Consider the following 24,757-nt stretch of genomic DNA (forward strand, 5'->3'; position numbering starts at 1 on the left):
CCTACATTAAAGGTGTGATTCGAATATCTGCGATTTGCGCTTCGTTCTTTTCACCCTCAATACCACCAGCGTAGATGTAGGTTTCATTCGATTTGAGGTAACTCATATTGAAGTGGTCCTTCAGCGCGATCTGATAGTTTTTCCCTTGCTCCAACGCTACTTCAATTGGCGTTGAGTAACGCATACCTTGGTTTTCACCAATATGGCCCATCTGCAAGTAACCTTGGCCAACCACTTTACCTGCATCATCCAATACCTCTAACAGTTTCACGGTGTTCGTGATGCCAGTATTAAGTTGCCCCAGGTTATTGTTGTACCAAGCATCGAACTGGTAAGTGCCCGTTACAGGAGCTGTAAACGACTCTGCACCTTTTACGATGGCACTCTCTTTGCTCACCGTAACCACTGAGACATTGTCTTTGAGTGGCTGATATTCGCCATCAAGTTTGATGCGGATCTCTTCACCGACACAAACTGGTTGGCTCGGATTAGAGCGGAAACCTTTATCGTTAATGCTTTCAGCCAAATAACACGCAAAACCTGTTGGCGTATCGGAATAAGATTGAGCAATCACGTTCTTTTGAATCAGCTCGCCATTGCGATACAAGTTCACGTTGTACTTGCTCATCACGTCAATCGAAACCGAATTATCAACGCTTTTTACCACCAATGTTGGCTCTTGCGGAGAATAAACGCGGCTATCTTCACTCACATACGGTTTCACCCCAGAAACTAAAGTAATGCTGCTATCTACATTCACAAGCGCGCCCAGTGTCACGTGGAAATGCCCCTCTTCGTCCATCGTGACATTTTCAACTGGGTAGTAACCTGTTTCATCTTTGCTTACTTCAGGCAAGTCAATCGTTACCGAGTAGTTCTTTCCTTTGAAGGCAAAGTTTTCCAACGTGATTTGTTCAGACTGAGCCAACAAGTTATTGCGCACCCAACTTGTGATAAATGGCTTCACTTCCAACTTACCTGTTTCGGTATGGATGCCAAATAGGGTCTCTACCACCATGTTCAAGTAGCCACCCACAGACCAAAGCTGACGCTGAGAGTTAATCACTGGGCCATCCAAGCTCGGATCTTCGCCATGATCACTATGGATGATGAATGACTTACCAGAAAGCCACTCTAAGTTTTCCATGTTGGATAAATTGGTCGCTGTACCACGAACCAACGATTGAATGGCATTGTTCGCTGCTGCCACGTTTTGTGTTTGATGCGCGGCGCGCAAGCTGTACGCGGTAACATATGGCCAAATTGCGCGGTTATGGTACACAGGCACGTCTGGTTGTTGAGGGAAATAAACCGGCACGCCAAACTCACTGTGTGGGTAATTGGCCATGATTTGTTTCGCCTGCGCATCACTTGCCACACCACTGATGATCGCCAGTGCTTCGCCCAACATGTCATATTTGTCGACCGCGATGTCTTTGCCATTATCAAACAAATAACTTACGTACATACCGCGTTCGGCATTCCAAAACTGCTCGTTGATAGCGGTTTTTAGCTGTGCAGCCCACTCGGTGTATTTGACCGCGTTGGTTGAATCGTACTTCTCTGCCAACTTAGCCGCGAGCTGAATCGCGCGGTAGTGAACCACGTTTGTCGATAACGCTTTGCTGCTACCAATCGCATTGACATCGTTTGGCGTCCACGTTGAATACGTTTGCTCACGCCAATCAAGGAATGATTGCTCACCAGTGTATAAACCAGATTTCGCATCAAAAGCCGCCAGGCGATCGGCTTCAAGTGTATTACTGATCGCTTTGTAAGCGCGCTCGGCAAATTGGTTGTACTCTTCTCCATCCAATGCCGAAAGTAAGCGTTCTGCACCAAGCGCCCAAGTCGTGCGGTCGGTACTAATTGGCCAGCTGCCGCCAGTGCCCGTATCTTGCACAATCTGCTCGCCATCGTATTGCTGAACGGTCGTGTCGCGGAAAGCAGACAATTTGAAATTCAAACCATTCTGCACGCGAGTTGGATTCATCAATGCAAGCGAAAGGTCTGCTGCGTACGCCAAATCACGCGTCCACACGTAATGCCACTTCGCGCCCGTCTCAAAAACTTCCGCTTTGATTGGGTTGTTGTAGTTGTAATTGCCGTCTTTGATTTCAGAAACAGCAAGCTGGTCTAGCTCTTTCATCGTCAACGCAAACAACGCATCAAACGCGACATCATCCGACACCACTCGCGGCCCTGTTTGTTCATTAATCACTAAGCCTTGGTCGAGCGCATCACGCAATTCTGTCGTCGTTGAAATACCAAATTCACGCAGTTCAGCTTTAGGATCTTTCACCGAGAAAATCACGGTATCACTCGAGTCATCGTAATTGGCGAACAGTTTCACTTCTCTGCTCTGATGCCCTTCATGCACCATTGCAGGGTCGAGAATCGCATCAGAGTAGTATTTTTCCGCTTCTTCTTGCGTTGCTTTCGTCACAGTCATTGTCGCGCGACTTTCATCGGCAAAGCTCACAGAAAACTTGTAATACCCTTTGTCTTCAAACGTGATCTCAGAGTTGCAATCATCGTTCATACACGCTTCATTCGTGTCTGGTTTTGGCAGGTACTCTTGAGCTTTATCGAACGCCGCGGGCTCCTCAAAATAGGTGTATTGGATCTGCCAACCCGGATCAGCAATCTTGAACTGATTGCTACCTCGGGCGACGCGCAGTACGGTTTCGTACTCGTTATTACCCAAATAGTTTAGCTTGGCATGCTCTGCCGTGCCCCAATCCCCATTTAAACCACGTAAATATAAGTCGGCTGAAATAATTGGTTTGTCGACCGGCACAGGCGCATCAGAGGAATCTGACCCACATCCAGCAAGACCAATACAAGACGCGACAGCAAGCGCAATAAAACTCGGTTTCATGTTCATCCCTTAGATTGTTGTTTTGGCGACAGTCTAAAGAACACCTTTTTGAGGGGAAAATAGGAAGTCAGGAGCGAGCTATAGATAACATCTATACGTCAGACCCCAACAGTGATGTAGATCTATGAAATGCGCATAATTTCAATCAAATGAGATTACAGATTTGTGATTTATAAATGAAATTGTGCAAAATACCCCTCGTTCTTAGAGGGGAAAGAAAATGGACAAATCTCTGCAGCAATTTTTACTGGTTGCACGCTGCCAAAGCATCAGCGCTGCGGCAAGAATGGCAGGGTTAAGCCAGCCAACGGTAACAAGCAATTTAAAGAAGCTGGAAGAGAATCTCGGCGTAACGCTGTTTGAACGCCATCCTAATGGCATGGTGTTGACCGAATACGGACGCATCCTCTATCGCCATAGCAACGCGATGCAGCATGAATACAACCAAATGATGCAAAGCATTGATGAACGGAAACAGTACCAAGTCGGAAAAATTAAAATGGGTACTGGCGATGCGTGGTGGCCGCTATTCGTCAAACAAGCACTCAATGAACATCTGACCAAGCAGCCTTCGGCATCTACGCACGTCGAATTTGGCAATCACTTAGGCTTGATGGATTCATTAATAAACGAACAGATTGAATTCTTCATCGGCCACGAGATTGTCGGCTTGTCGTCTAAATGCGATGTTACGTTTATTCCACTATTTCAAACGGTTGATGCCTATTTTGTTTCCCCAAACCACCCACTGCTAGGGAAAACCGTCACCGAAGAGATGCTGCACGAATACCCTGCTCTTTCGGTCACTTATGACGCTAAGAAATTCGCTCACGTCATCGATAACCCAATCCCGAAACAAAATGAACGCGAAAGGCAGCAACTGGATGACAGACCGACTTACGAAGTGGATTCTCTGCTCGCCAGTATTGATGTACTGAAAGAAAGCGTCGCGGTGATGTCTTATACCCGCCATCTGCAATCGTATTTGGAATCCTTTGGCTTGCGATGCTTAACCATGGAAAACGAACCAAACCCTGGCACCGTCGGGATTTATCGCCACCGCCGAGAAACCTCGGAATCGCATCTAGATCTGATTGCGGGCATCACTCAGCGCGCTAAATTGCTCAACTAGAAAGTCCAAAAACAGGCGAACTCTTTTCGGTTGATATTGACGGCTTTGATAAATGACATGCAGATCCGCTTCAGCGCCTTGCGAGAAGGCGCTGAAGTTTTTCATATACCCATCCAAAACCGTTACTAAACGTTGTTGTTTGAGGTCTTGCTGAATATCTAAAATCGATTTCAACGCAATCCCCGCCCCCTCCAACGCCCATTGTCGAATCACTTCACCGTCATCAGAACAGCGCTTTGGCGTGACCGTGATCGTTTGGTGAGACTCTTCATCTTTAAAGTGCCACGTTTTTAATTCTTCATTGCTGCGCACCATGGCTAAGCAGCGATGATCCGCGAGATCTTGTGGGCAGTTTGGGACACCTTGCTTCGACAAATAATCAGGTGACGCGCACAGCACACGTTGACTCGACGCCAGCTTGCGCGAAATGAGATTGCTGTCCGCTAACTCACCGTAACGAATCACTAAATCGAGCCCCGATTCAGCCAAGTTCGATAAATTGTCATTAAGATAAAGATAGGGCGTCACATCCGGATATTGCTCAGAAAAAGCCGACACCATCGGCGAAATAATTTGTTTGCCAATATCTCGTGGAGCTGAAATTTTCAACGTTCCGCGCACTTCCGAAATACCCGTTTGCAGCAAGTTTTCCGTCTCTTTCACGCTATCAATGATGTTCAGACAAGCTTGATGGTACATTGCCCCTGCGTCCGTGAGTGATACGTGGCGTGTGCTTCGGTTGAGCAGCTTTACACCATAGCGTTCTTCTATCGCTTGCAGCCTTGCCGTTACCGTCGCTGGAGATAAACCTAGCTCCCTTCCCGCCGCTGCCAGACCTTGATGTTTAACGATGCTGACAAACAACGTCATATCCGAAAACTTATCCATCTTCGCGCACTTATTATTTTGAAAAACTGAATAATCAATTCAGATATTACCCAATTATCAAATTAAGTCGAATCCATATACTGACCCTATCGACATTGTTTAGACCCAGAACGTTATGTGACAGGGCAAAGTTAAACGCCGTAACGCTGTACAACGCACAACAACACGCCCTGCCCAGCCAAGAGATAGGAAACAAAAATGAAACTGTACATTTATGAACATTGCCCTTTCAGCGCCCGCGTCCGTTTTGTTGCAGGCATGCTGAATATTCAGCTCGACGTCATCAACATTGCTTATGACGACGAGATCACCACCACAAACATCATCGGCGCAAAACAAGTTCCTCTTTTGATCAAAGACGATGGTGAAGCGATGGCGGAAAGCTTAGACATCATCAACTACTTCCTTGAATTGGCATCTTCCAATGAAAGCAGCCAACCCTCAGCACCGGTTTTAGACTGGCAAAAACAAGCGTTTTTACCGCTACAAAAAGTCGGGTATCCGCGTTGGTCAAACATGACGTTACCGGAATTTGCAACAGAAACCGCTAAACAAGCATGGCGTGCAAAAAAAGAAACCGAAGCGTTAAATTTTGAAGCTTTGATTAACGATACACCTGCGATTGCGAAAGAAGTCGCCGCTTTGATAGAACAAACTAAACCCTTGCTCAACCTAAGTTCAGAAAAGCAAACGTCACTGGTTGATCAAGCCATTATGTTTTCCATTCTACGCGGCTTTTTCAGTGCGCCCGAAGTGCAATGGGATCCAGCCGTACTTCACTGGATGGCAACCGCTCGTAAAGCGACCAACGTGCCAGTACTTATCTAAGGAGCGCAACATGCAACAAAGACCAAATAAGCTGTTTGAACCAGCTCAACTGAAAGCGTTGTCACTACAAAACCGCATTGTCATGGCACCAATGACTCGCGCACGCACCACTCAGCCGGGCAACATCCCGAATGAGATGATGGCAACGTATTATCAACAACGCGCTTCTGCCGGGCTGATCATTTCCGAAGCCACACAAATTTCGGACGATTCTCAAGGCTATTCGTTCACCCCTGGCGTTTACACCGATGCTCAAGTGGCGGGCTGGCAGGGTGTGACCCAAGCGGTCAAATCACAAGGCGCAGCGATGTTTTGTCAGCTATGGCATGTGGGCAGAGTGTCTCACCCAACATTCCAAAATGGTGAACAGCCTATCGCGCCATCTGCGCTCGCTCCGGTAGAGACGCAAGTTTGGATTGCAGATGAACAAGGCAACGGCAATATGGTCGATTGTGTTGAGCCTCGCGCCATGACACAAGCGGATATCAACCGAGTTGTCGGTGATTTCGCGAACGCAGCCAAACGCGCTATTGAATCGGGTTTTGATGGTGTAGAAATCCATGGCGGGAATGGGTATCTGATCGATCAGTTCTTAAGAACCAACTCAAACCATCGAACAGACAACTACGGTGGTTCACGAGAAAATCGTATCCGTTTTCTTATCGAAGTAGTGGATGCAGTTATCGCCGCTGTTGGTGCGCATCGAGTTGGGGTGAGATTGGCACCATTCATTACGTTTAAAGATATGGACTGCCCAGATATCGTGCCAACGATCCTAGAGGCATCAAAACAGCTACAGGAGCGCGACATTGCCTACTTGCACTTGTCCGAGGCCGATTGGGCCGATGCACCAACGATTCCCGAGACGTTTCGAATCGAACTTAGAAAGCGCTTTCGCAACGCTATCATTGTCGCAGGTCGCTACGATCCTCAACGAGCAAACGAAGTGTTAGAGAAAGGCTACGCGGATCTTGTCGCATTCGGACGACCATTCGTAGCAAACCCAGACTTGGTCTCTCGATTGCAACATCACCATCCGTTGGCAGAACTCGATGGCTCAACGTTGTTTGGCGGAAACGAACGAGGCTACACCGATTACCCTGCTCTGCAGCAGGAATGCGCAGAACAGGCCTAACAAAAAAAGCCCCAACCTAGCTGCTACGGTTGGAGCTGTCACCAAACTAAAATTGGTTTTAGCTAGCTTAATCTGGCTAAGAGTTAAATCACTTCTAACGCGCCGCAGCGCCAAGGTTCAATAACGACTTTGATGTGGTCATTTGGCGTCATTAACTGTCTAAACGCATCTTCCACACCATCGATTCCCACTTTGGCGGTGAGCATTTTCTGCCAAGGCAACGTGTGTTCGGCAATCGCTTGTAGGCATTGCTCAAACTCGTGCGGTTGGTAGTAGTAAGAGAATCTCAAATCGAGCTCTTTTACCGTCGCGTACGCGTAGTTAATGATTGCGGGTGTAGTATGGATACCCGAGATGACGATTCGCGCTCGGGCAGGGGCGCGGCGCAGAAAATCGTCAATCAAAGTATGCTTGCCAACACACTCGTAAATGACCAGACGTGAGTTCATCGCGTACTGCTCACCAACGGCGATCTCGTCTTCCCTGGTCGGGTTGATCAATCGATTTGCGCCAAACTCACTAGCAAGTTGCAGTTTCTCTTCCTGAAAATCGACCGCAAGAATATTGCTCACGCCACGTTGTTTCAGTGCAGCAATCACCGCCAGCCCTATAGGGCCGCAACCGACAACCAGCGCGGTTTCTTCCGTTTCGATTTCACTGCGATTGACCGCGTGCAAACCGACTGCCAGTGGTTCGGTCAATGCCGCCGCCTCAGACGGCATTCCGTCTGGGACAGGTAGCAATAACGCTTCATCAAGCAGGAAGTACTCAGAGTAAGCACCATAAGTACCTGGAGTGACACCAACGCCCGCGCCATTTTGACTGAGCAACATCGGCACTGAGGTGACTCGGCGACCAACAGCCAACGTCTGCTGAGTGTCAGCACCGTATTCGACAATTTCCGCACAGAACTCGTGCCCTAACATCACTTGAGCGTGCTCACCGGCTTCATCAGGCATCAACCCGAGCTGGTGGAATACATCAAATACCTCATCCGCGTGTCGAGTAATGTGAAGGTCGGAGCCACAAATACCGCAAGCTAGACTACGAACCAACACTTGTCCCGCTGCGGGTTTGGGGATTCCGACTTGCTTCAGGCGGACACTACCATTCTGCATTACGATACTGTTCATCTGTTGCATGGGGTTACTCCGCTAGCTCATCGCTGAGGCCAGCAATGGCACCCGGTTTGATGTAGCGCGCGGTGAAGCCTTGTGCTTTCGCTGTTGCAATAACAACCTGCTCAATCCAACCCGCATCCATGATATTGATGAAGTTACCTTCTTCGTCAAAGTTAATGTTTGCACCTTGGATCACCATAAATCCGTCGGCACCGCCTGAGCTTTCAGGGCAGTGGAAGGTATGAATCGAACCGCCTGGCTCATATAAGTAGCTGCCTGCGGTTTGGAGTTGGTCTGGGTACTCGATGTAGTGCCAAGCGCCACTTAGGGTGTAGAAGTGCACCACACCAGTGTGGTAGTGCTTAGGCAGAGTGATACCCGGTTTGAATTTGGCGCGAACCACCCAAGTACCGTTTTCTGGGTCTAGAAACAACGGGTAAACATCAACACCCGGTAGCGCGTCTTTGATGATCGACTCTTCATTAGTATTAAGAGTTAATAGGAAATCTTGATGCTGAATAACTTCTGGTAATGACATAACTTACATCCTCGCTATTGCTGTAATGTGGCGTACTCGCCTATCCCATAAGTGGGTACTTAAAATTCTCGAAACCGTCAGATGCGCTGATGGTACAACCGTTGATACAGTTGGCTTTCTCGCTTACCAGAAACGCCACCACATCAGCAATCTCTTCTGGTTGTGTGAAGTTTTGACGCATCTGTTCTTTGCGAATGTGGTCCCACAGGCCAATCTCTTCGTATTGCCTTAACATCGGAGTATCAACGCGTCCCGGAGCAACGGCGCAAACACGAATACCCAATGGTGCGAGTTCTAATGCGGCGCATTTGGTCATCATATCGACTGCGGCTTTACTGACGTTGTAGGTAAAGGTCATCTCAGACGCCATTCGTGCGTAAACAGAAGAAGTATTGAGGATCACGCCCGGCGTGCCTTGCGCTTGGAATTGTCTTCCAGAGGCAAGAATGCCGTAGTAAACGCCATTTTGGTTGACCTTTGAGATCGGCTCAAAATCGGCAATTGGGTCGTGGTCAAGCAGAGGTTTCGGTGCACCGATGCCCGCGTTGTTGACCATGATGTCAAGCGAGCCAAACTGTTCGACCGCGCACTTCACCATAGCTTCAACTTGTTGGTAATCGGTGACGTCCGCGACAAAGGTTCCCAACTGCTTTGAGTCAAAACTTGTGTACATTTGCAGTGATTGTTCTGAAATATCGACAGCAAGCACTTTGGCTCCTTGCTCTCTCAGCTTTGCAATGATGGCTTGGCCAATTCCACCAGCTGCCCCAGTCACAATGGCCGTCTTATTGATAAGTTCCATACACCTTCTCATCCATGCGTTGTTGTTATCAAAATGTAACCTAGATCAACTCACTGACACTCACTTGACCTTTTGCGAAGTAAATTTGATACATTGCGATTTACAACCTGTTAACATTTAAAAATCGAGACATGTATATCGTACGAAGTGGCGCTGCCGATAAATTTGATAGCTTGGTTTCCGAACTGGGGCAGAATCCGGTTGAGATTATGGCTGCCGCCGGGCTGTCTGCGGCGCAGTTTCGCAATCCCGATACGTATCTCGCCTACCCTAGGCTGGCTGAATTGCTGGAGGAAGCGGCTGCTCGTTGTCAGCAACCGCTGTTTGGCGTGTTGCTCGCCGAGCGTCAAAACCTACAGAGCTTGGGAGACTTGCCAATGCTGGTTTCCCGGGCGCAAACGGTCGGTGAAGCCTTTGCGCGGGTGAATGATTTTCTCTATCTGCATTCGTCAGGGGTCACTCTCAACATGACGCCACAAGATGATTGGGTACGGTTGTCGCTCAATATTGATGTGCACAGCGAACGAGGTATCGCACAGCTGATGCAGCTCAGTGTGTCGCATCTGGCGATGTTTATTGCCTGTCTGCTTGATATTGAAGCAAGTCACTTCTGTTTACACCTCACCCAACACGCGAGCTTCGAGACAGAACAGAGTGAATTTGCCCAGCAGAGCAAACTGCGTTTCGGTGATAAGTTTGACGGTATCCTACTTAAAGCGACTCTGCTTAACGCTAAGAACCACCAAGATGAAGACGCCCTAGAGCGCCATTTTCAACAGCACCTCAAAGAGCTGCAAACCCGTTACCCCAACAATCTCAGTGACCAAGCAGCAAACATGATTGGCCGTCTGCTCTCAACCGGAGAATGCAGCGTTGAGCGCGTTGCAAGAGCATTGGACCTGCATCCGAGAATGCTGCAAAACAAGCTGAAACAACAGGGCACAAATTATCGGCAGCTTTTACAACAAGTGCGTCAGGATTTCGCCGAACAGCGATTGCATGAGAATATTCAGAGTATTACCGATATCGCGTTGCAACTGGGCTATGCAGAAACTGCGGTCTTCAGCCGCCACTTTCGCCGTTGGACGGGGAAATCGCCGAGACAATGGCGACAAGAAAAAACTCAGTTACAAACGTTTAAGCCCATCAGATAAAAGCATAAATAACCTATCGCTCAGACCAAAAAGTGTGAGGTGGGAGGGTTGGTATCGAGAATTTCAGCAATCACAGATAACCCGTGTTTGATGTAGCCTCGGTTTGTTTCTGCTCCCAAACTGATTCGCACGTAAGGCATTGGCTGATTTGTATCGAGAACAAACGGTTTATATCCCGTGATCTGCACCCCTGAACGCTTTGCCGAAGCAACCAGGTCATCGCTATTCCACTGCTCGGGTAGTCTCAACCAAATGTGCTGTCCATTCGGGTGCGAGCTATAAACATGCCCTTCTAAAGCGGCTTTTGCTATTCGCTGTCGCTTAGCAAACTCATTGACTTGAAAGCGAATAAGTCGATTTAACGTACCGTTTTCGATCCACAAATGAGCAACTTCAAATGGTAATGGAGTCGCAGACCAACTCGTTGCCGCTAAACGACCAATCGCGTGCTGCAAAAAATGACGTGGGACCGTCAGATAGCCAGTGCGCATGCCTGGCGCTACAACTTTGGTTAAACTGGTGACATAGAAAGCTTGTTCGGGTAACAATGTGGCAAGGGGTGGGACACGGTTAGGTTCTAGTGCTCCATACACGTCATCTTCAATTACATAGATGTCGTATTGCTGCGCAATATTCGCTATCGCCTCTCGGCGTTCAACATCCATATGCGCACTAGTCGGGTTAGCCATGCTCGGTGTGCAACACAATACCTTGATTGGTTTGTGTTTACATGCCCATTCAAATGCATCCGGCGTTATACCAAACTCATCCATTTCAAGTGGTTGCAACTTAAATCCAAGCATTCTCGAGCGAGAGATCAAGCCATGATCAACCAAGTGACCACAAGCAACTAAATCGCCGTGTTCAACAACTGTGCTTAAAGCCAACGTTAAACCATGGCATGCGCCATTTGTGAGTAATATTTGATCGGCACCCACATCCAACCCTTGGCTACTTAGAAATCGTGCTCCTGACTCAATATGATGAGGCTGACCTGTTACCGGCTTTGCTTTACTGATCAAACCACGATTGTTTGTTTGCCCAGCAATCTCCATTAACGCCTGATTAAAAAGCGTAATGTGGCGATCGGTCACCACTGGATGTGCAATCGACATATCAATTTCATCCGGCGTTTCTTTCATCTCTTGTGTCAGCATGAACTCCGTGTCCGTACTTTCATCCACAAAACCTGATTTGACAAAAGTACCATTCCCAACCCAAGACTCGATCGCTCCTTTTTTCTCTGCATAACCATATGCATGGCTCACCGTTTGTACGCTGACGCCAATTTGCTCTGCAAACTCACGATGTGTGGGTAATCGAGTTCCCGGTTTTAGATAACCACTGCGGACACATTCGACAAGATAGTTACCAATGGAGATGTATTTAGCGGTGCCTGGCCGAATGATCGGGTTCAAAGAAATTGTCATGACACAATATTTTAATTGATTCATTTTTAACGCTCATTGTAACTTCCATTTAACAAATGGCGAACTTTAACTCACAAAACGAGGTGAAATGCACAAAAATAAACCACAATTGTAATGATTGACATGAAATGTATGGGTTAAACAAACATGTTAAACAGCATCGTTTAATCCAAATACAACCCCAGAGGTAAATTGCAATCATTTTTAACGCAGATCTGGCTAGCTGGTAGAAGGTAGAAATACCTCAGCGTCTCCGAAGGCCCATAAGGCGTCGGATTTCTAACAAGGAGAAAATATGAGAGGCGTTGCTTTGCATTTTACACTGGATGAGTTCCAGGATCGGTTAACGAAAGTTCGGCAATCGATGGAAGAAAGAGAATTGGATGTCCTTATCATTCATGACCCTTCTAACATGGCGTGGCTGACAGGCTATGATGGGTGGTCTTTTTACGTGCCACAATGTGTCGTTGTTGGTCCATCTGATGAACCTGTTTGGTTTGGACGCTGCCAAGATGCCAACGGAGCATACAGGACTGCGTATATGTCGGCAGAAAACATTACCTACTATCCAGACCATTATGTAATGAACCCGCCGTTACACCCGATGGATTTCCTAGTCGAAGCCGTACTGGCTCCGCGCCTTTGGGATCGTGGTCGCATCGGCGTAGAAAAAGATAACTATTACTTTAGCGCCACCGCTTACGAATCACTCACTACGCACCTACCGAATGCTCAACTTCTCGATGCAACTGGACTAGTCAACTGGTGCCGCGCCGTTAAATCCGATCAAGAACTGGCGTACATGTACCGTGCCGCTCGCATTGTTGAAAATATGCACCGTGTTGCGTTCGACATGATTGAACCAGGATTACCGAAACACCACCTTGTTGCCGAGATTAACCGCCAAGCCGTGCTCGGGCATGAAGACCACTTTGGCGATTACACCGCGATTGTGCCGCTTTTGCCATCAGGTTCTGATGCTTCCGCACCTCACCTGACTTGGGATGACAGACCCTTCAAGAAAGGCGAAGGGACGTTTTTTGAAATCGCAGGGGCGCACCGCCGTTACCATTGCCCACTCTCACGCACTATTTTTCTTGGCGAGCCTGACGACAAGTTTAAACGAGCCGACGAAGCCCTAACTCTAGGACTTGAAGCGGGCTTGAAAGTGGCAAAGCCCGGAAATACCTGCGCCGACATCGCCAATGCACTAAACCAGGTTCTCGATAAAGCGGGATTCTCACGAGAAGGCGCCCGTTGTGGCTATCCAATAGGTTTGAGCTACCCGCCAGATTGGGGGGAACGAACAATGAGTTTGCGAGACACCGATAAAACCATCTTGAGAGAAGGCATGACATTCCATTTTATGCCGGGGCTGTGGTTCAAAGATTGGGGGTTAGAAACAACGGAAAGTATCGTCATTACCCATGATGGAGCAAAAACGCTGTGTGACTTTCCACGCCACTTATTTGTTAAACACTAATTTTTCAAACCTCAAGCTCTGTTGAGCTAGGTCTGAGAACGAAAAGGACTTGATATGCAAAAAAGCTCGATCACAGCCACTATAGACTTTGACCGAGAAGGTGTACAGCACGGCTTTTTAACGCTGCCCTATTCACATGACGACTCCGCTTGGGGAAGTATTATGATACCTATCACCGTGATCAAAAATGGTCACGGACCAACCGCACTGCTTACTGGCGGTAATCACGGAGACGAATACGAAGGCATCACCAGCCTGCTAAAATTGACGAACTCGCTTCAGGCAGATCAAATCCAAGGTCGTGTCATTATTGTACCCATGATGAACTTACCTGCGGTACAAAATGCCTCACGTACGTCGTTTATCGATAAGGGGAATTTAAATCGCAGCTTTCCCGGCAACCCCATAGGCACAGTGACCGAGAAAATTGCGGATTATTTTACTCGTTACCTAGTTCCTAAGTGCGATTTTGCGTTAGACATTCACTCAGGTGGTAAAACGTTAGATATCGTGCCGTTCGCCGCTGCCCATCGTCTCGACAATCTCGATCAAGAAGAAGCCTGCATATTAGGTGCAAAACTGTTTGGCGCACCTTACACCATGATCTTGCTCGAAATGGACGCCACTAGCCTGTATGACACTGCCGTGGAGTCTCAGGGAAAAATCTTTGTTACCACCGAACTCAGAGGAGGCGGAACCAGCACTCCAGAAACCATCGCTTATTCCGACCGTGGCATTCGCAACTTCTTGCGCTTCTCAGGCAACTTGCCCGGTGACTACGAACAACCAACCCAACCAACTAAGTTATTAGATATGCCTGATGCAAGTTGTTATGTGCAAAGCCAGCACCAGGGCATCACAGAATACTTATTTGATCTTGGCGATACCGTCAAAAAGGGAGATGTATTAGTGAGAATCTTCTCGACCGAGCGCACAGGTACCGCCCCCGTTGAGTACAAGTCACAGCGCAATGGTATTTTCGCGGCACGTCGTTTTCCTGCTATGGTGAATATCGGTGACACTATCGCAGTTATAGCCGAAGACTGCGGCGAGATAGGCTGATTAAAAAGCCAACCAAAGAAATCAAAACAAATGGCATACCAGAAGCAAACTGGAAAGCACCTTATAACAGCGACCAGTCATCAGCCTTTATGAAATGATTAGTATTCAACAGGGAGACTCATAATGCGCCTCGATCGCTACGACGTAAAAATTCTACAAATACTTCATGATAATGGTCGTATCACCAAATCTCACCTTGCCGAGGCCATCAACCTATCCGTGAGCCCTTGCTGGGAGCGCGTCAAAAAACTGGAAGAAGCAGGCATCATTGAAGGTTACGGAGCAAAAGTAAATACCGATATTTTGTTCAAACGAACGTCAGTTATGGTTGAAGTTACGCTCAAAGAACACAACGCCCAAGCGTTCAAACGCTTCGAGCAACTGGTTCAACATTCACCAGAAGTCACTGATTGCTATGCCACGGGCGGTGGTGTCGATTACATCCTTAAAATTCAGTCAGAAGATATCGACCAATATCAGCGGCTTATCGACAACTGGTTAGACTCAGATGTGGGCATTGAGCGCTACTTTACTTACATTGTGACAAAAACAATCAAACGTGATGCGGGCACATTCGAAGTAAACCAAAACGCTTTGTTATAAAAGGGAAAATGTGCATCAGGCGTGAACAGAAAAAACACCATATTTAACGGCACTAAAAAGAAAGTTCTGACGTTTTAAACCTCGGTATCAGAAATTATTTCGGTCACTTCTCCATTACAGTTTCATTATGGACAACGATGCTGGGAGAAGGACTCATGGCAGCACTGCACAGCTTACACACTGAAGAATTAAAAGCCTCACACGACATGATGGCGATAATGAAAGACGTACGTTTGGTGAGAGGTTTAGCGTACGTGAATGGCAAATGGGTAAGTGGTGATCAATTTCATCCGGTGGATAATCCAGCAGATGGCACGGTCATCGGTTACATCACTAAGCTATCTCAGCAACAACTCTATCAAGCGATTGATGAAGCCGACCAAGCCTTTCGTCAATGGCGAAAAATGCAAGCAGAAGAGCGCGCTGAAATTCTCATGCGTTGGCACGACCTGATTCTAGAATCAAAGCAAGATCTTGCTCATTTGATGGTGATGGAGCAAGGAAAAACACTAGGTGATGCTGTAGGTGAGATTGACTACGGCGCATCCTTTGTTCGTTGGTTTGCCGAAGAAGCACGCCGCTGTTATGGCGAAACCATCCCAAGTCATATTCCGAATGCGCACCTATCAACGGTGCGCGAGCCAATTGGTGTCGCAGCACTGATTACGCCTTGGAACTTTCCTAATGCCATGATCACACGCAAAGCCGCTGCCGCACTAGCAATAGGCTGTCCGGTGATCATTAAGCCCGCCAGTGAAACGCCTTTTTCTGCGTTAGCGTTGGCAGAGTTAGCAGACCGAGCTGGCTTTCCACCTGGTGTATTTAACGTGATCACTGGCGATGCGGTGATGGTGTCACAAACCTTGTGCCACTCCGATAAAGTCAAAGCACTCTCGTTCACAGGCTCAACTCGAGTGGGCAAACTATTGCTACGCGACGCGGCACAAACCGTGAAGAAGTGCAGTATGGAGCTCGGTGGTAACGCCCCTTTCATCGTGCTGCCAGATATGGATATCGAGCAAGCAGCCAAAGCCGCCGTGGATGCGAAGTTTCAAACCGCAGGACAAGACTGCTTGGCCGCAAACCGTATTTTCGTCCCTGACGATAAGTACGAAGCGTTTTTGGAAGCGTTTGCCAAAGAAATGAGCCACATCGTTTTGGGCAATGGCTTAGACGAAAAAACCACCATGGGACCACTTATTAATCGCACTGCGGTGGATAAAGCGCATGATTTGGTGCGTGACGCGCTCGACAAAGGCGCGCGATTGGTAGCGGGATACCACCAGCCCGTTCCAGGCGAAAACTTCTTCGCGCCGACATTGCTAGCCGATGTAACCTCTGAAATGGCGGTGTATCGCGAAGAGAATTTTTGTCCTGTGGCAGGCGTATTGCCTTACCAAGACTTAGATACCGTGATTGAAATGAGCAACGACACTGAGTACGGCTTAGCTGCCTATGTTTATGGTCACGATATTCACCAAATTTGGCACTGCATGCGCGGTTTGGAGTTTGGCATGGTGAGCGTGAACTCCGTCAAAATGACAGGGCACCCTATCCCATTCGGCGGCGTGAAACAGTCTGGTCTTGGACGAGAAGGAAGCCGTCACGGATTTGAAGAATACAGCGAAATCAAATACTGCTGCTTAGGCGCTTTACCAACCGTCAGTGGCAGTTGAGGCACGAAATATGGATATCCAATTATTCGAGGAGAAGGATCATGAGTAACAAAACCCAACAACTTTTAGCGATCGATCGTCAGAGAGTATTTCATGCCTCAACCCACCTGAAGCAGTATGCGGCCGGGGAGCTTTCGGGAAGAATTATCTCGAGCGGAAGCGGAATACGCATCACCGATTCAGAAGGCATCGATCTGATAGACGGCTTTGCCGGGTTGTATTGTGTAAACATTGGCTATGGCAGGACCGAAATGGCCGATGCGATTTATGAGCAAGCCAAAGAACTGGCGTACTACCACACTTACGTCGGTCATACGAACGAAGCGCTCGTGACACTGTCAGATCGCATCATTAAAATGGCGCCTGAAGGCATGAGCAAAGTTTACTACGGCATGTCAGGCAGCGACGCGAACGAAACTCAACTTAAGTTGGTGTGGTATTACAACAATGCTCGTGGTCTACCAGAGAAGAAAAAAATCATTTCGCGTGACCGCGGCTACCATGGTTCAAGTATCGCGTCCGGTTCAATGACAGGTTTACCGTTGTTCCACGCCCATTTTGATTTACCACTTGAGCGTATCAAACACACCATCGCGCCATATTATTATCGCCGTGAAGACGAGAGTATGTCTGAGCTCGAATTCTCTCAATATTGCGCAGATCAACTCGAAACGATGATCTTGGAAGAAGGCCCAGAAACGGTGGCAGCAATGATTGCGGAACCAGTGCTCGGTACTGGCGGTATTGTGCCACCACCAGCAGGGTACTGGCAGGCGATTCGCAAAGTACTCGACAAATACGATGTACTCTTGATTGCGGATGAAGTGGTGTGTGGCTTTGGTCGCCTCGGCTCCGATTTTGGCTCACTCCACTACGACATGAAACCAGATCTCATCACGGTAGCGAAAGGGTTAACCTCAGCGTATCAACCGCTGTCTGGCGTGATCGTCGGTGAACGAGTTTGGAGTGTGCTAGAAAACGGCACCGACCAATGGGGCGCTATCGGACACGGCTATACCTACTCTGGTCACCCAATGGGAGCGGCAGCCGCGAACTGCAACCTCGATATCATTGAACGTGAAGGCTTAGTGCAAAACGCGGCCGAAGTCGGCGCTTACTTGCAGCAACGTATGGCAGAGACGTTTAACGATCATCCATTAGTCGGTGATACTCGTGGCGTTGGCTTGTTGCATGCGTTGGAGTTTTCTTCAGACAAGCTTCGCCGAGCACACTTTGATCCAAACTTGAAAGTAGGCCCGCAAATCGCGGCGGCCTGTTTAGAGCAAGGCTTAATCGCTCGCGCTATGCCACATGGTGACATCCTCGGTTTTGCTCCACCGCTTATCGCAAATCGTAATGACATCGACACTATTGTCGACAAAGCGCATCAAGCGGTAAACAAAGTGATGGATAACCTCGTCACATCTAAACAGTGGCAGCCATAACCCACCTAGATTTCAGTAATGCTCGCGGGCTTTGGAGAAGGCCCGCTTTGCACTTTCGTTAAAGAGATAACAAGCCAACCAAACATTTTAGACCCATAGAAAGCACTATTATTTACTACAAGTGGCAATAGTGGGTAAAATGCCCAAAATTGCGCACTAACTGGATAAAACATGGCAAAACTTACCCTTCAAGAACAAATGCTGAAAGCTGGCTTAGTTAATGAAAAGAAACTAAAGAAAGCGAAGAAAGGCTCTAAAAAATCACGCGTTCAAGCACGCGAAGTAAAAGCGGCGGTTGAAGAGAATAAACGCCAACAGTTAGAGCGTGATAAACAATTGAGCGAGCAGCAAAATGCTGAGCGATTAAATAAAGAGATCAAAGCGCAGATCAATCAATTGATTGAGATGAACAAGATCGACTTAAAAGATGGCGACATCAAATACAACTTCACTCACGGCACGCTAGTGAAATCACTTTATGTAGATTCACTTATCCGCGAGCAGTTGATCAAAGGTATTTTGGCAATCGCAATTGTTGGTGAAAGCTATGTTGTCATTCCACGTGGAGTAGCGAATAAAATTGCTCAACGTGATGAGTCCGTCATCATCGAACAAAAAGAACCTGAATCGGACACTCCAGCAGAAGACGATCCATACGCAGATTTCGTCGTGCCTGACGATTTGATGTGGTAACAATAAATTAATCGATGCATCAACTAAAAGAGCCGCTGATGTAACATCAGCGGCTCTTTTTATAGAAAAATAATCTACAGAGATGATGTGTTGTTATTGCTTACTTAGTAGCAAATTCGCACCTGATGCGGCTAAAAACAACGAACATCCGCGATTGAAACGTTTCGCCATTTTGGGGTTTGAAAACCAGTGTCTCAAGTACAAACCAAAGATGGCATAGATTGAAATGGCGACCATTTCTAATATCAAAAACGTGGAGCCAAGGGCAAAAAACTGCTCTTGAACGTTGGCATTGGCATCAACAAATTGCGGCAAGAATGCAGTAAAAATAAGAATCGCTTTCGGGTTGCCAGCAGCGAGCGTAAATTCTTGTTTCGCCAGTCCTGCGTAGTTGCGCGAATTGTCCAAGTCAGAGATCGGGCTGGACTCTGAACGCCAAAGGTTGAACGCAATCCATAGTAGATACAGCGCCCCTACCAACTTTATTGCCAAAAATAGCATTTCTGACGTATACAAAATCACAGCCAGACCTGATGCAGACAACGCAATCATCGCTGAAAAAGCAGCAATTCTGCCTAAACTGGCCGTAAACGCGGCCCTAAAGCCGTAACAACGCGCATTATTCATTGCCAATAAATTGTTTGGGCCTGGAGCCATATTTAGAGCGAAGCAAGCTGGAATAAAAAGGAGAAGCTGCCAAATATCCATAATAAAATGGTCTTAGTGAGTGATTTTGATCGGTACCCTAACATCTGTTAATAAAGTGAGTAAACCACAAACCGATCTTAAAGCAACTCAGCATCAAATCGTGTCGTGCGAGCTTGAACTAACGTGCAGTTCGTTTCAGCCATCAGCTCCGCTAAGGTGATGTTTGGGTTTTGTCTCACCAAACGTATCAACTTCACGTCCAAAGGTTCCAATTTGTCTTGGTGAGCAAGTAGAGCTTGTTCGATTTTGTTGATCGCAAATCGCATCGTCTCTGCTTCTTCGTTTTTGAGATGCTCTAAAAACGCTTTTACATCCAAAGCCTCGCCCGAGATTTGCCAGTGACGAGATCGTCTAATTCGCTTAAGATCGCACTGTTTTTCTGCTGCGAGTGTTTTCGCTCGCTTGGCATGATCGCCCCCAATACGGTGAATCAAGGATGGGAGCGAAATCGTAATCTTCGTCTCTTTCATGGCCTTTTCTTTCATCGTCTTAGCCCTCAACCACCGACACATTCTCGCCAACCCAAGCCAACAACTGTTTTGCCGCTTTGGATAACACCTGATTTTGACGCACGATGTAGCCGAAATCAGTGTTTGGAAAACTTGGCAAAGGCGTAACTTCACGAGAAAGCTTTAATCTCGGATCGAGCGAGAAATCCGGCACAATAGCAGTCCCAAACCCCGCTTCCGCCCAGTCGATTTGTGCTTCCACACTGCCCACTTCCATCACGCGATGCTTAGGCAGATTTAGTTCAGGTAAAGACGCATCAATCAGCTCTCGGGTTCGAGTATCGTGCCCTAGCAGGATCAGCGTCTGGCTCTCTTTTCGATTGTCTTGCCACTCAAAAATGTTATCGCCAAACGCACACCAGTGAATCTGCGTGAGAGGCGTAAAATGCAGCGGTTGACTCTCTTTTTGTGCGATAACAAAGCCGATATCGGCACGCGCACTTTTCACCAAATCCACCGCTTGAGAAGATGTGGTATTGAACAATGCCAAGTCGATCCCCGGATATTCACTTTTGAATTGCTGAAATGGTTTGATAAGCAGTAAACGTGAAACAATATCGCTCGCCGCAATAGAAAGCGTCCCCTGCGTAAGATCGTTGATGGCATTGAGATCCGACTGACAAATTTGCAGCTCATTGAGCATCCGCTGCGCCGTAGCTAACAAACGCTTCCCCGCTTGCGTCAACTGCACGGGATTTCGCTCAATCAATTTCGTGCGCGTAGCTTGCTCCAACTGCTTGATATGCAAACTTACGTTCGGCTGCGTCATGTGCAGTTCCGTCGCTGTTTTACCAAAGTGTTTTACCTCTGCAAGAGTTACGAAGGTTCGCAGCCAGTTCAAATCTAACATTGCCAATTCCGATATGAAATTCTTATCAATTTAATGAGTATAATTAATTTCTCTTATTATGGCGAACACCTTAAGATTTTTGCATCTGTTTTTGGAGATTAAATTATGTCGTCTATCGTTGTTGTGGGTGCAAACTGGGGTGATGAAGGCAAAGGCCGCATCGTTGACTTTTTGGCAGAGCAAGCTTCTGCGAGCATTCGTTTCCAAGGTGGTAACAACGCGGGTCACACCGTGGTTAACGATCTAGGTACGTTTAAGCTGCACCAGCTACCAAGTGGCGTATTCAACCCAGGCTGTTTGGCAGTGTTAGGTCCGGGTATGGTTATCAGCCCTGCGTTGCTGTCTCAGGAGATTGCGGAAGTTGAAGAAGCGGGCGTAAAAGTGAATATGTGCATCTCTGATCGCGCAACACTGTGTCTACCTCTACACGCACTAGAAGATACGCTAGAAGAACAACGTTTAGGCGACAAAGCATACGGTTCAACTCGCCAAGGTATTGCACCTGCGTACGGTGATCGCGTAATGAAGAAAGGCATCCTAGTTGGTTGGTTGAAGCAACCAGAAGTATTGGTTGAACGCCTTCAATTCATGATGGATTGGAAACTGCCGCAACTGCGTGCACTTTACCCGACGTTCGAGTTTGAACAAACCGCTGAAGAACTGGCGAACTGGCTGCTAGAAGTCTCTGCACCTTGGCGCGATTCAATTTGCAACGTAACGCTTCCTCTAAAAGAACTACAAGCGAAAGACAAAACTCTATTGTTCGAAGCGCAGCTTGGCGCGGGTCGTGACCTTGTTTACGGTGAGTACCCTTGGACAACATCTTCTAACGTTGTATCAATGTACGCGGGTATCGGTAGTGGCCTTCCGGCACTTCGTCCTGAACGCGTTATTGCGGTTGCAAAAGCCTTCAGCTCATCAGTGGGTACTGGTACGTTGATCACTGCAATGGAAGAGCAAGACGCTTTCCGCGAACTTGCTGGCGAGTTCGGTGCAACTACGGGTCGTCCACGCGACATGGGCTACTTCGACGCAGTCGCTACGAAAAATGGCGTTGAACTGCAAGCCGCAACTGAAATTGCACTAACGAAAGTAGACTGTTTGACTGGCCTTAACGATCTGAAAATCTGTGTTGGCTACGAAGGCGACCACAGCGAAAACCCAATCTGGCCTCAAACTGCCTCTCTTGCGCCAATCTACGAGAAGATGGAAAGCTGGAGCGAGGACATCACAGGTTGTCGTAAGTTTGAAGAGCTTCCAGTAGCAGCACAGAAATACGTTCTACGCATTGAGGAACTCATGGGCGTACCAGTAAAAATGGTGTCTGTGGGTCCTGGTCGTGAACAAATGATTATGCGATAAGATGTGAGTTAACACATCATTGGCAAGCGGCTTTTATCTGTTCCGGGGTAAAGCCGCTTTTTTTTACACTGTAAACTTTGAAAAATTGCACGGCTAAATTCATGTTTAGTAACCTCATCACGAGACTCCTACCTCCTTTATTTATAAATCAATAAATTATAGGGCTTAACACGTTGTGCACGTTACTAGCACATCTCACTTGTTAAAGAAGCACGTCAATTAGGTTAACTGGTTGATTTGATATTCTTTAAGTGATTAGTTGATCACGATCTTCATCTGCAATTTGTTGAACTAGTACTCAAAAAATCTAACCCGCTGTTTTTAGGATAGATGAGTTCCCCAACATCCAACCTAACAGCAGGTGATTCCCATGACGAAAAATCTTTTCCGCCTCAGTACGATAACCCTTGGTTTGTGCCTTAGTTCTTTGTCTTTCGCGCAATCCGATCTTCCGAACATTAAAATTCTTGCCACTGGCGGCACCATAGCAGGCGCAGGTCAATCTGCAACAGAGTCAAACTACACAGCAGGTAAAGTCGGCGTTGAATCATTGATTTCTGCGGTGCCGAGTATGACCAAGATTGCCGATATTTCTGGAGAGCAAGTGGTCAGTATCGGTTCACAAGATATGAATGATGAAGTGTGGCTAAAATTATCGAAAAGAGTTAATGAGCTACTCGCTCAAGATGATGTTGACGGCATCGTCATTACTCATGGTACGGATACGTTAGAGGAAACCGCTTACTTCCTTGATCTGACCGTCAAGAGCAAAAAGCCTGTCGTGATCGTCGGTGCAATGCGTCCTTCCACCGCAATGAGTGCTGATGGACCAGTCAACTTATACAATGCAGTCGTAACAGCCACCGATGAAGATTCAGAAGGACGTGGCGTGCTAGTCGCAATGAATGACACGATTTTCGATGCGCGAGATGTGACAAAAACCAATACAACCTCCGTCAGCACTTTCCAGTCACCCAACTTTGGTGCTATCGGCTACATTCATAATAGCGATGCCAAATATCAACGAAGCCCAGAGCGTAAACATACGACAGAAACCCCATTCGATGTATCAAAGCTTACTAAGTTGCCTAAGGTCGGTATTGTTTATAACTATGCAAATGCCTCCAATTTGCCAGTGAAAGCCTTTGTGGATGCGAAGTTTGACGGCATCGTAAGTGCTGGTGTCGGTAATGGTAACTTGTACCACACTGTGTTTGATGAGCTAGAGAAAGCGAGTAAAGATGGCGTTGTTGTTGTAAGAAGCTCCCGAACGCCTAGCGGCTCAACCACTTTGGATGCTGAAATTGATGACGAAAAATACGGCTTTGTTGCCGCTGGTACATTGTACCCACAAAAAGCACGTATCTTACTGATGCTGTCACTGACTCAGACCAAAAACTATCAAGACATCCAAAAGATGTTCCAATACTATTAATTCTGTCTAAGGTTCATTCGATAGAGGAGGTATACATCTTACCTCCTCTTACACATAGCGACATGGGCGTCTCTTGTTAGCCAAACAAGCGACGCTTCATTCCTGCTTTTTCCAGAATACGCGTAGTAATTTCCTCAACAGACAGAGAGGACGTATTGATATATGGGATCGCCTCTCTTCTAAACAACGCCTCAACAGTGTCTAGCTCCAACTTGCACTGCTCTGTGCTAGCGTAATCACTTCCAGACAAACGATTTTCACGGATTTCAGTCAAGCGCTCGGGATCGATAGTCAGCCCAAACAACTTATGACGATGGATCTCAAATTCAGGCAACAAACGCATCATCTTCACATCTTCCGCAATGAACGGATAGTTCACAACACGTAAACCAAATTGCATCGCCATGTACAAGCTAGTCGGCGTTTTTCCGCTGCGCGATACTCCCAGCAGGATAATATCGGCTTGTTCCAACCCTTTTAGCGTGATGCCATCATCATGCGCCAATGTGTATTCAATAGCCGCAATACGGTCAAAATAGGTGTCGGAATCTTTCCCCACGCTGCGAGAACGCTGCAACTTAGGCTTTGGTGCCATCTGAATGTCGTCTTGCACTTTCTGCACAATACTCTCCAAAACATCGTAACTGTATGCCGGCGCTTCAAGCAGCATTTCACGTACTTCTGGAACGACAATTGAGAAAAAGACCAGAGGTTTGACGCCATTGCGCTGGTAGGAAGTTTCAATTTCTTTGACTACGTCAGTAGCTTTGTCCTGGCTTTCTACAAACGGAAAGGTTTTTTCGTTAGGAATGAACGGAAATTGACCGAGAACAACATGCCCTAATGTCTCACATGTTATAGCCGTACCGTCAGAAACATAGAATACATCACGACTTTGGTTATTTATTTGCATTTCTGTTTAATTTTTCAAAATCTTTTGAGTAGGATGGTACACATAATATTAATAAATCAGTTTGGCTTTCAGTTAGGTTCACCACAGCTTTAAAAATTCTTTTGAATTT

22 protein-coding genes are annotated in these 24,757 nt (G+C 47.2%); 12 read left to right on the top strand and 10 right to left on the bottom strand.

The window, feature by feature from the left end; all coding sequences use genetic code 11:
- Position 1 precedes the first annotated feature (1 nt).
- Positions 2–2,881, bottom strand: coding sequence for an MGH1-like glycoside hydrolase domain-containing protein (locus R7E78_RS07695; RefSeq protein WP_318057796.1), 2,880 nt, complete (start codon positions 2,879–2,881; stop codon positions 2–4).
- Between the two features lie 220 nt (positions 2,882–3,101).
- Between R7E78_RS07695 and R7E78_RS07700 the strand changes: the two genes are divergently transcribed.
- A complete protein-coding gene (locus tag R7E78_RS07700; protein ID WP_025506531.1) occupies positions 3,102–4,013 on the top strand; it encodes a LysR family transcriptional regulator in 912 nt (303 codons plus the stop codon).
- Here R7E78_RS07700 and R7E78_RS07705 read toward each other — a convergent pair.
- A complete protein-coding gene (locus tag R7E78_RS07705) occupies positions 3,966–4,901 on the bottom strand; it encodes a LysR family transcriptional regulator (RefSeq protein ID WP_042523243.1) in 936 nt (311 codons plus the stop codon). The genes R7E78_RS07700 and R7E78_RS07705 overlap by 48 nt on opposite strands.
- 198 nt (positions 4,902–5,099) lie before the next feature.
- On the opposite strand from R7E78_RS07705, the gene grxB reads away from it, so the two are divergent.
- Both grxB and R7E78_RS07715 read left to right on the top strand, forming a co-directional pair.
- Positions 5,100–5,729, top strand: coding sequence for a glutaredoxin 2 (gene grxB / locus R7E78_RS07710; RefSeq protein ID WP_042523245.1), 630 nt, complete (start codon positions 5,100–5,102; stop codon positions 5,727–5,729).
- A 10-nt stretch (positions 5,730–5,739) separates the two neighbouring features.
- Positions 5,740–6,864: an alkene reductase gene (locus R7E78_RS07715; protein WP_042523247.1), complete on the top strand. Its 1,125-nt coding sequence runs from the start codon at positions 5,740–5,742 to the stop codon at positions 6,862–6,864.
- A gap of 83 nt (positions 6,865–6,947) precedes the next feature.
- Here R7E78_RS07715 and R7E78_RS07720 read toward each other — a convergent pair whose 3' ends face one another.
- From R7E78_RS07720 to R7E78_RS07730, 3 genes are read right to left on the bottom strand one after another with little or no spacing between them, the layout of a single operon-like run.
- On the bottom strand, positions 6,948–8,006 hold the full coding sequence (locus tag R7E78_RS07720) for a zinc-binding dehydrogenase (RefSeq protein ID WP_318057797.1): 1,059 nt from the start codon (positions 8,004–8,006) through the stop codon (positions 6,948–6,950).
- Positions 8,007–8,010: 4 nt separating this feature from the next.
- Positions 8,011–8,523 (bottom strand): 2,4'-dihydroxyacetophenone dioxygenase family protein, encoded by a 513-nt coding sequence (locus R7E78_RS07725; RefSeq protein ID WP_226083407.1) that lies wholly within the window; start codon positions 8,521–8,523, stop codon positions 8,011–8,013.
- Positions 8,524–8,563: 40 nt separating this feature from the next.
- Positions 8,564–9,325, bottom strand: a complete 762-nt coding sequence (locus R7E78_RS07730) for an SDR family NAD(P)-dependent oxidoreductase (RefSeq protein ID WP_054574554.1) — start codon at positions 9,323–9,325, stop codon at positions 8,564–8,566.
- A gap of 131 nt (positions 9,326–9,456) precedes the next feature.
- On the opposite strand from R7E78_RS07730, the gene R7E78_RS07735 reads away from it, so the two are divergent.
- Positions 9,457–10,479 (top strand): helix-turn-helix domain-containing protein, encoded by a 1,023-nt coding sequence (locus tag R7E78_RS07735; protein ID WP_318057798.1) that lies wholly within the window; start codon positions 9,457–9,459, stop codon positions 10,477–10,479.
- Between the two features lie 20 nt (positions 10,480–10,499).
- Here R7E78_RS07735 and R7E78_RS07740 read toward each other — a convergent pair whose 3' ends face one another.
- A complete protein-coding gene (locus R7E78_RS07740; RefSeq protein WP_080996739.1) occupies positions 10,500–11,933 on the bottom strand; it encodes a PLP-dependent aminotransferase family protein in 1,434 nt (477 codons plus the stop codon).
- Positions 11,934–12,204: 271 nt separating this feature from the next.
- Between R7E78_RS07740 and doeA the strand changes: the two genes are divergently transcribed.
- The 6 genes from doeA to R7E78_RS07770 all read left to right on the top strand — a co-directional run bounded on the left by doeA (position 12,205) and on the right by R7E78_RS07770 (position 18,871).
- Positions 12,205–13,392: an ectoine hydrolase DoeA gene (doeA, locus tag R7E78_RS07745; RefSeq protein WP_005373780.1), complete on the top strand. Its 1,188-nt coding sequence runs from the start codon at positions 12,205–12,207 to the stop codon at positions 13,390–13,392.
- 54 nt (positions 13,393–13,446) lie between these two features.
- Positions 13,447–14,454 carry a N(2)-acetyl-L-2,4-diaminobutanoate deacetylase DoeB gene (doeB, locus tag R7E78_RS07750; protein WP_054729346.1) on the top strand — a complete coding sequence of 336 codons (1,008 nt, stop codon included), beginning with the start codon at positions 13,447–13,449 and terminating at the stop codon, positions 14,452–14,454.
- Between the two features lie 123 nt (positions 14,455–14,577).
- Positions 14,578–15,057, top strand: a complete 480-nt coding sequence (locus R7E78_RS07755) for an Lrp/AsnC family transcriptional regulator (protein ID WP_005373784.1) — start codon at positions 14,578–14,580, stop codon at positions 15,055–15,057.
- Between the two features lie 155 nt (positions 15,058–15,212).
- Positions 15,213–16,733: an NAD-dependent succinate-semialdehyde dehydrogenase gene (locus tag R7E78_RS07760; protein ID WP_318057799.1), complete on the top strand. Its 1,521-nt coding sequence runs from the start codon at positions 15,213–15,215 to the stop codon at positions 16,731–16,733.
- Positions 16,734–16,774: 41 nt separating this feature from the next.
- Entirely contained in the window at positions 16,775–18,178 is a 1,404-nt protein-coding gene (locus tag R7E78_RS07765) for an aspartate aminotransferase family protein (RefSeq protein WP_318057800.1), read from the top strand.
- A gap of 171 nt (positions 18,179–18,349) precedes the next feature.
- The gene (locus tag R7E78_RS07770; RefSeq protein WP_258480013.1) at positions 18,350–18,871 is read left to right on the top strand and encodes a DUF2058 domain-containing protein; all 522 of its coding nucleotides are present in this window, start codon (positions 18,350–18,352) and stop codon (positions 18,869–18,871) included.
- A gap of 93 nt (positions 18,872–18,964) precedes the next feature.
- Here R7E78_RS07770 and R7E78_RS07775 read toward each other — a convergent pair whose 3' ends face one another.
- From R7E78_RS07775 to R7E78_RS07785, 3 genes are all read right to left on the bottom strand, one after another.
- Entirely contained in the window at positions 18,965–19,579 is a 615-nt protein-coding gene (locus tag R7E78_RS07775) for a LysE family translocator (protein WP_017633575.1), read from the bottom strand.
- Positions 19,580–19,656: 77 nt separating this feature from the next.
- On the bottom strand, positions 19,657–20,049 hold the full coding sequence (locus R7E78_RS07780; RefSeq protein WP_262590793.1) for a ribosome recycling factor family protein: 393 nt from the start codon (positions 20,047–20,049) through the stop codon (positions 19,657–19,659).
- Between the two features lie 19 nt (positions 20,050–20,068).
- Positions 20,069–20,938: a LysR family transcriptional regulator gene (locus R7E78_RS07785; protein ID WP_005373812.1), complete on the bottom strand. Its 870-nt coding sequence runs from the start codon at positions 20,936–20,938 to the stop codon at positions 20,069–20,071.
- 105 nt (positions 20,939–21,043) lie between these two features.
- Here R7E78_RS07785 and R7E78_RS07790 point away from each other — a divergent pair, with 105 nt between their 5' ends.
- Positions 21,044–22,300 carry an adenylosuccinate synthase gene (locus R7E78_RS07790; RefSeq protein WP_237305851.1) on the top strand — a complete coding sequence of 419 codons (1,257 nt, stop codon included), beginning with the start codon at positions 21,044–21,046 and terminating at the stop codon, positions 22,298–22,300.
- A 370-nt stretch (positions 22,301–22,670) separates the two neighbouring features.
- The gene (ansB, locus tag R7E78_RS07795; RefSeq protein ID WP_318057801.1) at positions 22,671–23,735 is read left to right on the top strand and encodes an L-asparaginase 2; all 1,065 of its coding nucleotides are present in this window, start codon (positions 22,671–22,673) and stop codon (positions 23,733–23,735) included.
- Positions 23,736–23,811: 76 nt separating this feature from the next.
- Here the strand turns inward: ansB and R7E78_RS07800 are convergent, their stop codons facing one another.
- Entirely contained in the window at positions 23,812–24,648 is an 837-nt protein-coding gene (locus R7E78_RS07800) for a pyruvate, water dikinase regulatory protein (protein ID WP_005373820.1), read from the bottom strand.
- Positions 24,649–24,757 lie beyond the last annotated feature (109 nt).

The sequence above is a fragment of the Vibrio sp. YT-19(2023) genome, assembly GCF_033337395.1.

What these genes read in the sequence shown, in the direction of transcription:
- grxB (WP_042523245.1), top strand. Translation starts at nt 5,100, where the DNA reads ATGAAACTGTACATTTATGAACATTGCCCTTTCAGCGCCCGCGTCCGT.
- R7E78_RS07705 (WP_042523243.1), bottom strand. Translation starts at nt 4,901, where the DNA reads ATGGATAAGTTTTCGGATATGACGTTGTTTGTCAGCATCGTTAAACAT.
- doeB (WP_054729346.1), top strand. Translation starts at nt 13,447, where the DNA reads ATGCAAAAAAGCTCGATCACAGCCACTATAGACTTTGACCGAGAAGGT.
- R7E78_RS07715 (WP_042523247.1), top strand. Translation starts at nt 5,740, where the DNA reads ATGCAACAAAGACCAAATAAGCTGTTTGAACCAGCTCAACTGAAAGCG.
- R7E78_RS07695 (WP_318057796.1), bottom strand. Translation starts at nt 2,881, where the DNA reads ATGAAACCGAGTTTTATTGCGCTTGCTGTCGCGTCTTGTATTGGTCTT.
- R7E78_RS07740 (WP_080996739.1), bottom strand. Translation starts at nt 11,933, where the DNA reads ATGAATCAATTAAAATATTGTGTCATGACAATTTCTTTGAACCCGATC.
- R7E78_RS07775 (WP_017633575.1), bottom strand. Translation starts at nt 19,579, where the DNA reads ATGGATATTTGGCAGCTTCTCCTTTTTATTCCAGCTTGCTTCGCTCTA.
- R7E78_RS07730 (WP_054574554.1), bottom strand. Translation starts at nt 9,325, where the DNA reads ATGGAACTTATCAATAAGACGGCCATTGTGACTGGGGCAGCTGGTGGA.
- R7E78_RS07725 (WP_226083407.1), bottom strand. Translation starts at nt 8,523, where the DNA reads ATGTCATTACCAGAAGTTATTCAGCATCAAGATTTCCTATTAACTCTT.
- R7E78_RS07800 (WP_005373820.1), bottom strand. Translation starts at nt 24,648, where the DNA reads ATGCAAATAAATAACCAAAGTCGTGATGTATTCTATGTTTCTGACGGT.
- R7E78_RS07735 (WP_318057798.1), top strand. Translation starts at nt 9,457, where the DNA reads ATGTATATCGTACGAAGTGGCGCTGCCGATAAATTTGATAGCTTGGTT.
- R7E78_RS07760 (WP_318057799.1), top strand. Translation starts at nt 15,213, where the DNA reads ATGGCAGCACTGCACAGCTTACACACTGAAGAATTAAAAGCCTCACAC.
- R7E78_RS07755 (WP_005373784.1), top strand. Translation starts at nt 14,578, where the DNA reads ATGCGCCTCGATCGCTACGACGTAAAAATTCTACAAATACTTCATGAT.
- R7E78_RS07780 (WP_262590793.1), bottom strand. Translation starts at nt 20,049, where the DNA reads ATGAAAGAGACGAAGATTACGATTTCGCTCCCATCCTTGATTCACCGT.
- R7E78_RS07785 (WP_005373812.1), bottom strand. Translation starts at nt 20,938, where the DNA reads ATGTTAGATTTGAACTGGCTGCGAACCTTCGTAACTCTTGCAGAGGTA.
- ansB (WP_318057801.1), top strand. Translation starts at nt 22,671, where the DNA reads ATGACGAAAAATCTTTTCCGCCTCAGTACGATAACCCTTGGTTTGTGC.
- R7E78_RS07700 (WP_025506531.1), top strand. Translation starts at nt 3,102, where the DNA reads ATGGACAAATCTCTGCAGCAATTTTTACTGGTTGCACGCTGCCAAAGC.
- R7E78_RS07770 (WP_258480013.1), top strand. Translation starts at nt 18,350, where the DNA reads ATGGCAAAACTTACCCTTCAAGAACAAATGCTGAAAGCTGGCTTAGTT.
- R7E78_RS07765 (WP_318057800.1), top strand. Translation starts at nt 16,775, where the DNA reads ATGAGTAACAAAACCCAACAACTTTTAGCGATCGATCGTCAGAGAGTA.
- doeA (WP_005373780.1), top strand. Translation starts at nt 12,205, where the DNA reads ATGAGAGGCGTTGCTTTGCATTTTACACTGGATGAGTTCCAGGATCGG.
- R7E78_RS07790 (WP_237305851.1), top strand. Translation starts at nt 21,044, where the DNA reads ATGTCGTCTATCGTTGTTGTGGGTGCAAACTGGGGTGATGAAGGCAAA.
- R7E78_RS07720 (WP_318057797.1), bottom strand. Translation starts at nt 8,006, where the DNA reads ATGCAACAGATGAACAGTATCGTAATGCAGAATGGTAGTGTCCGCCTG.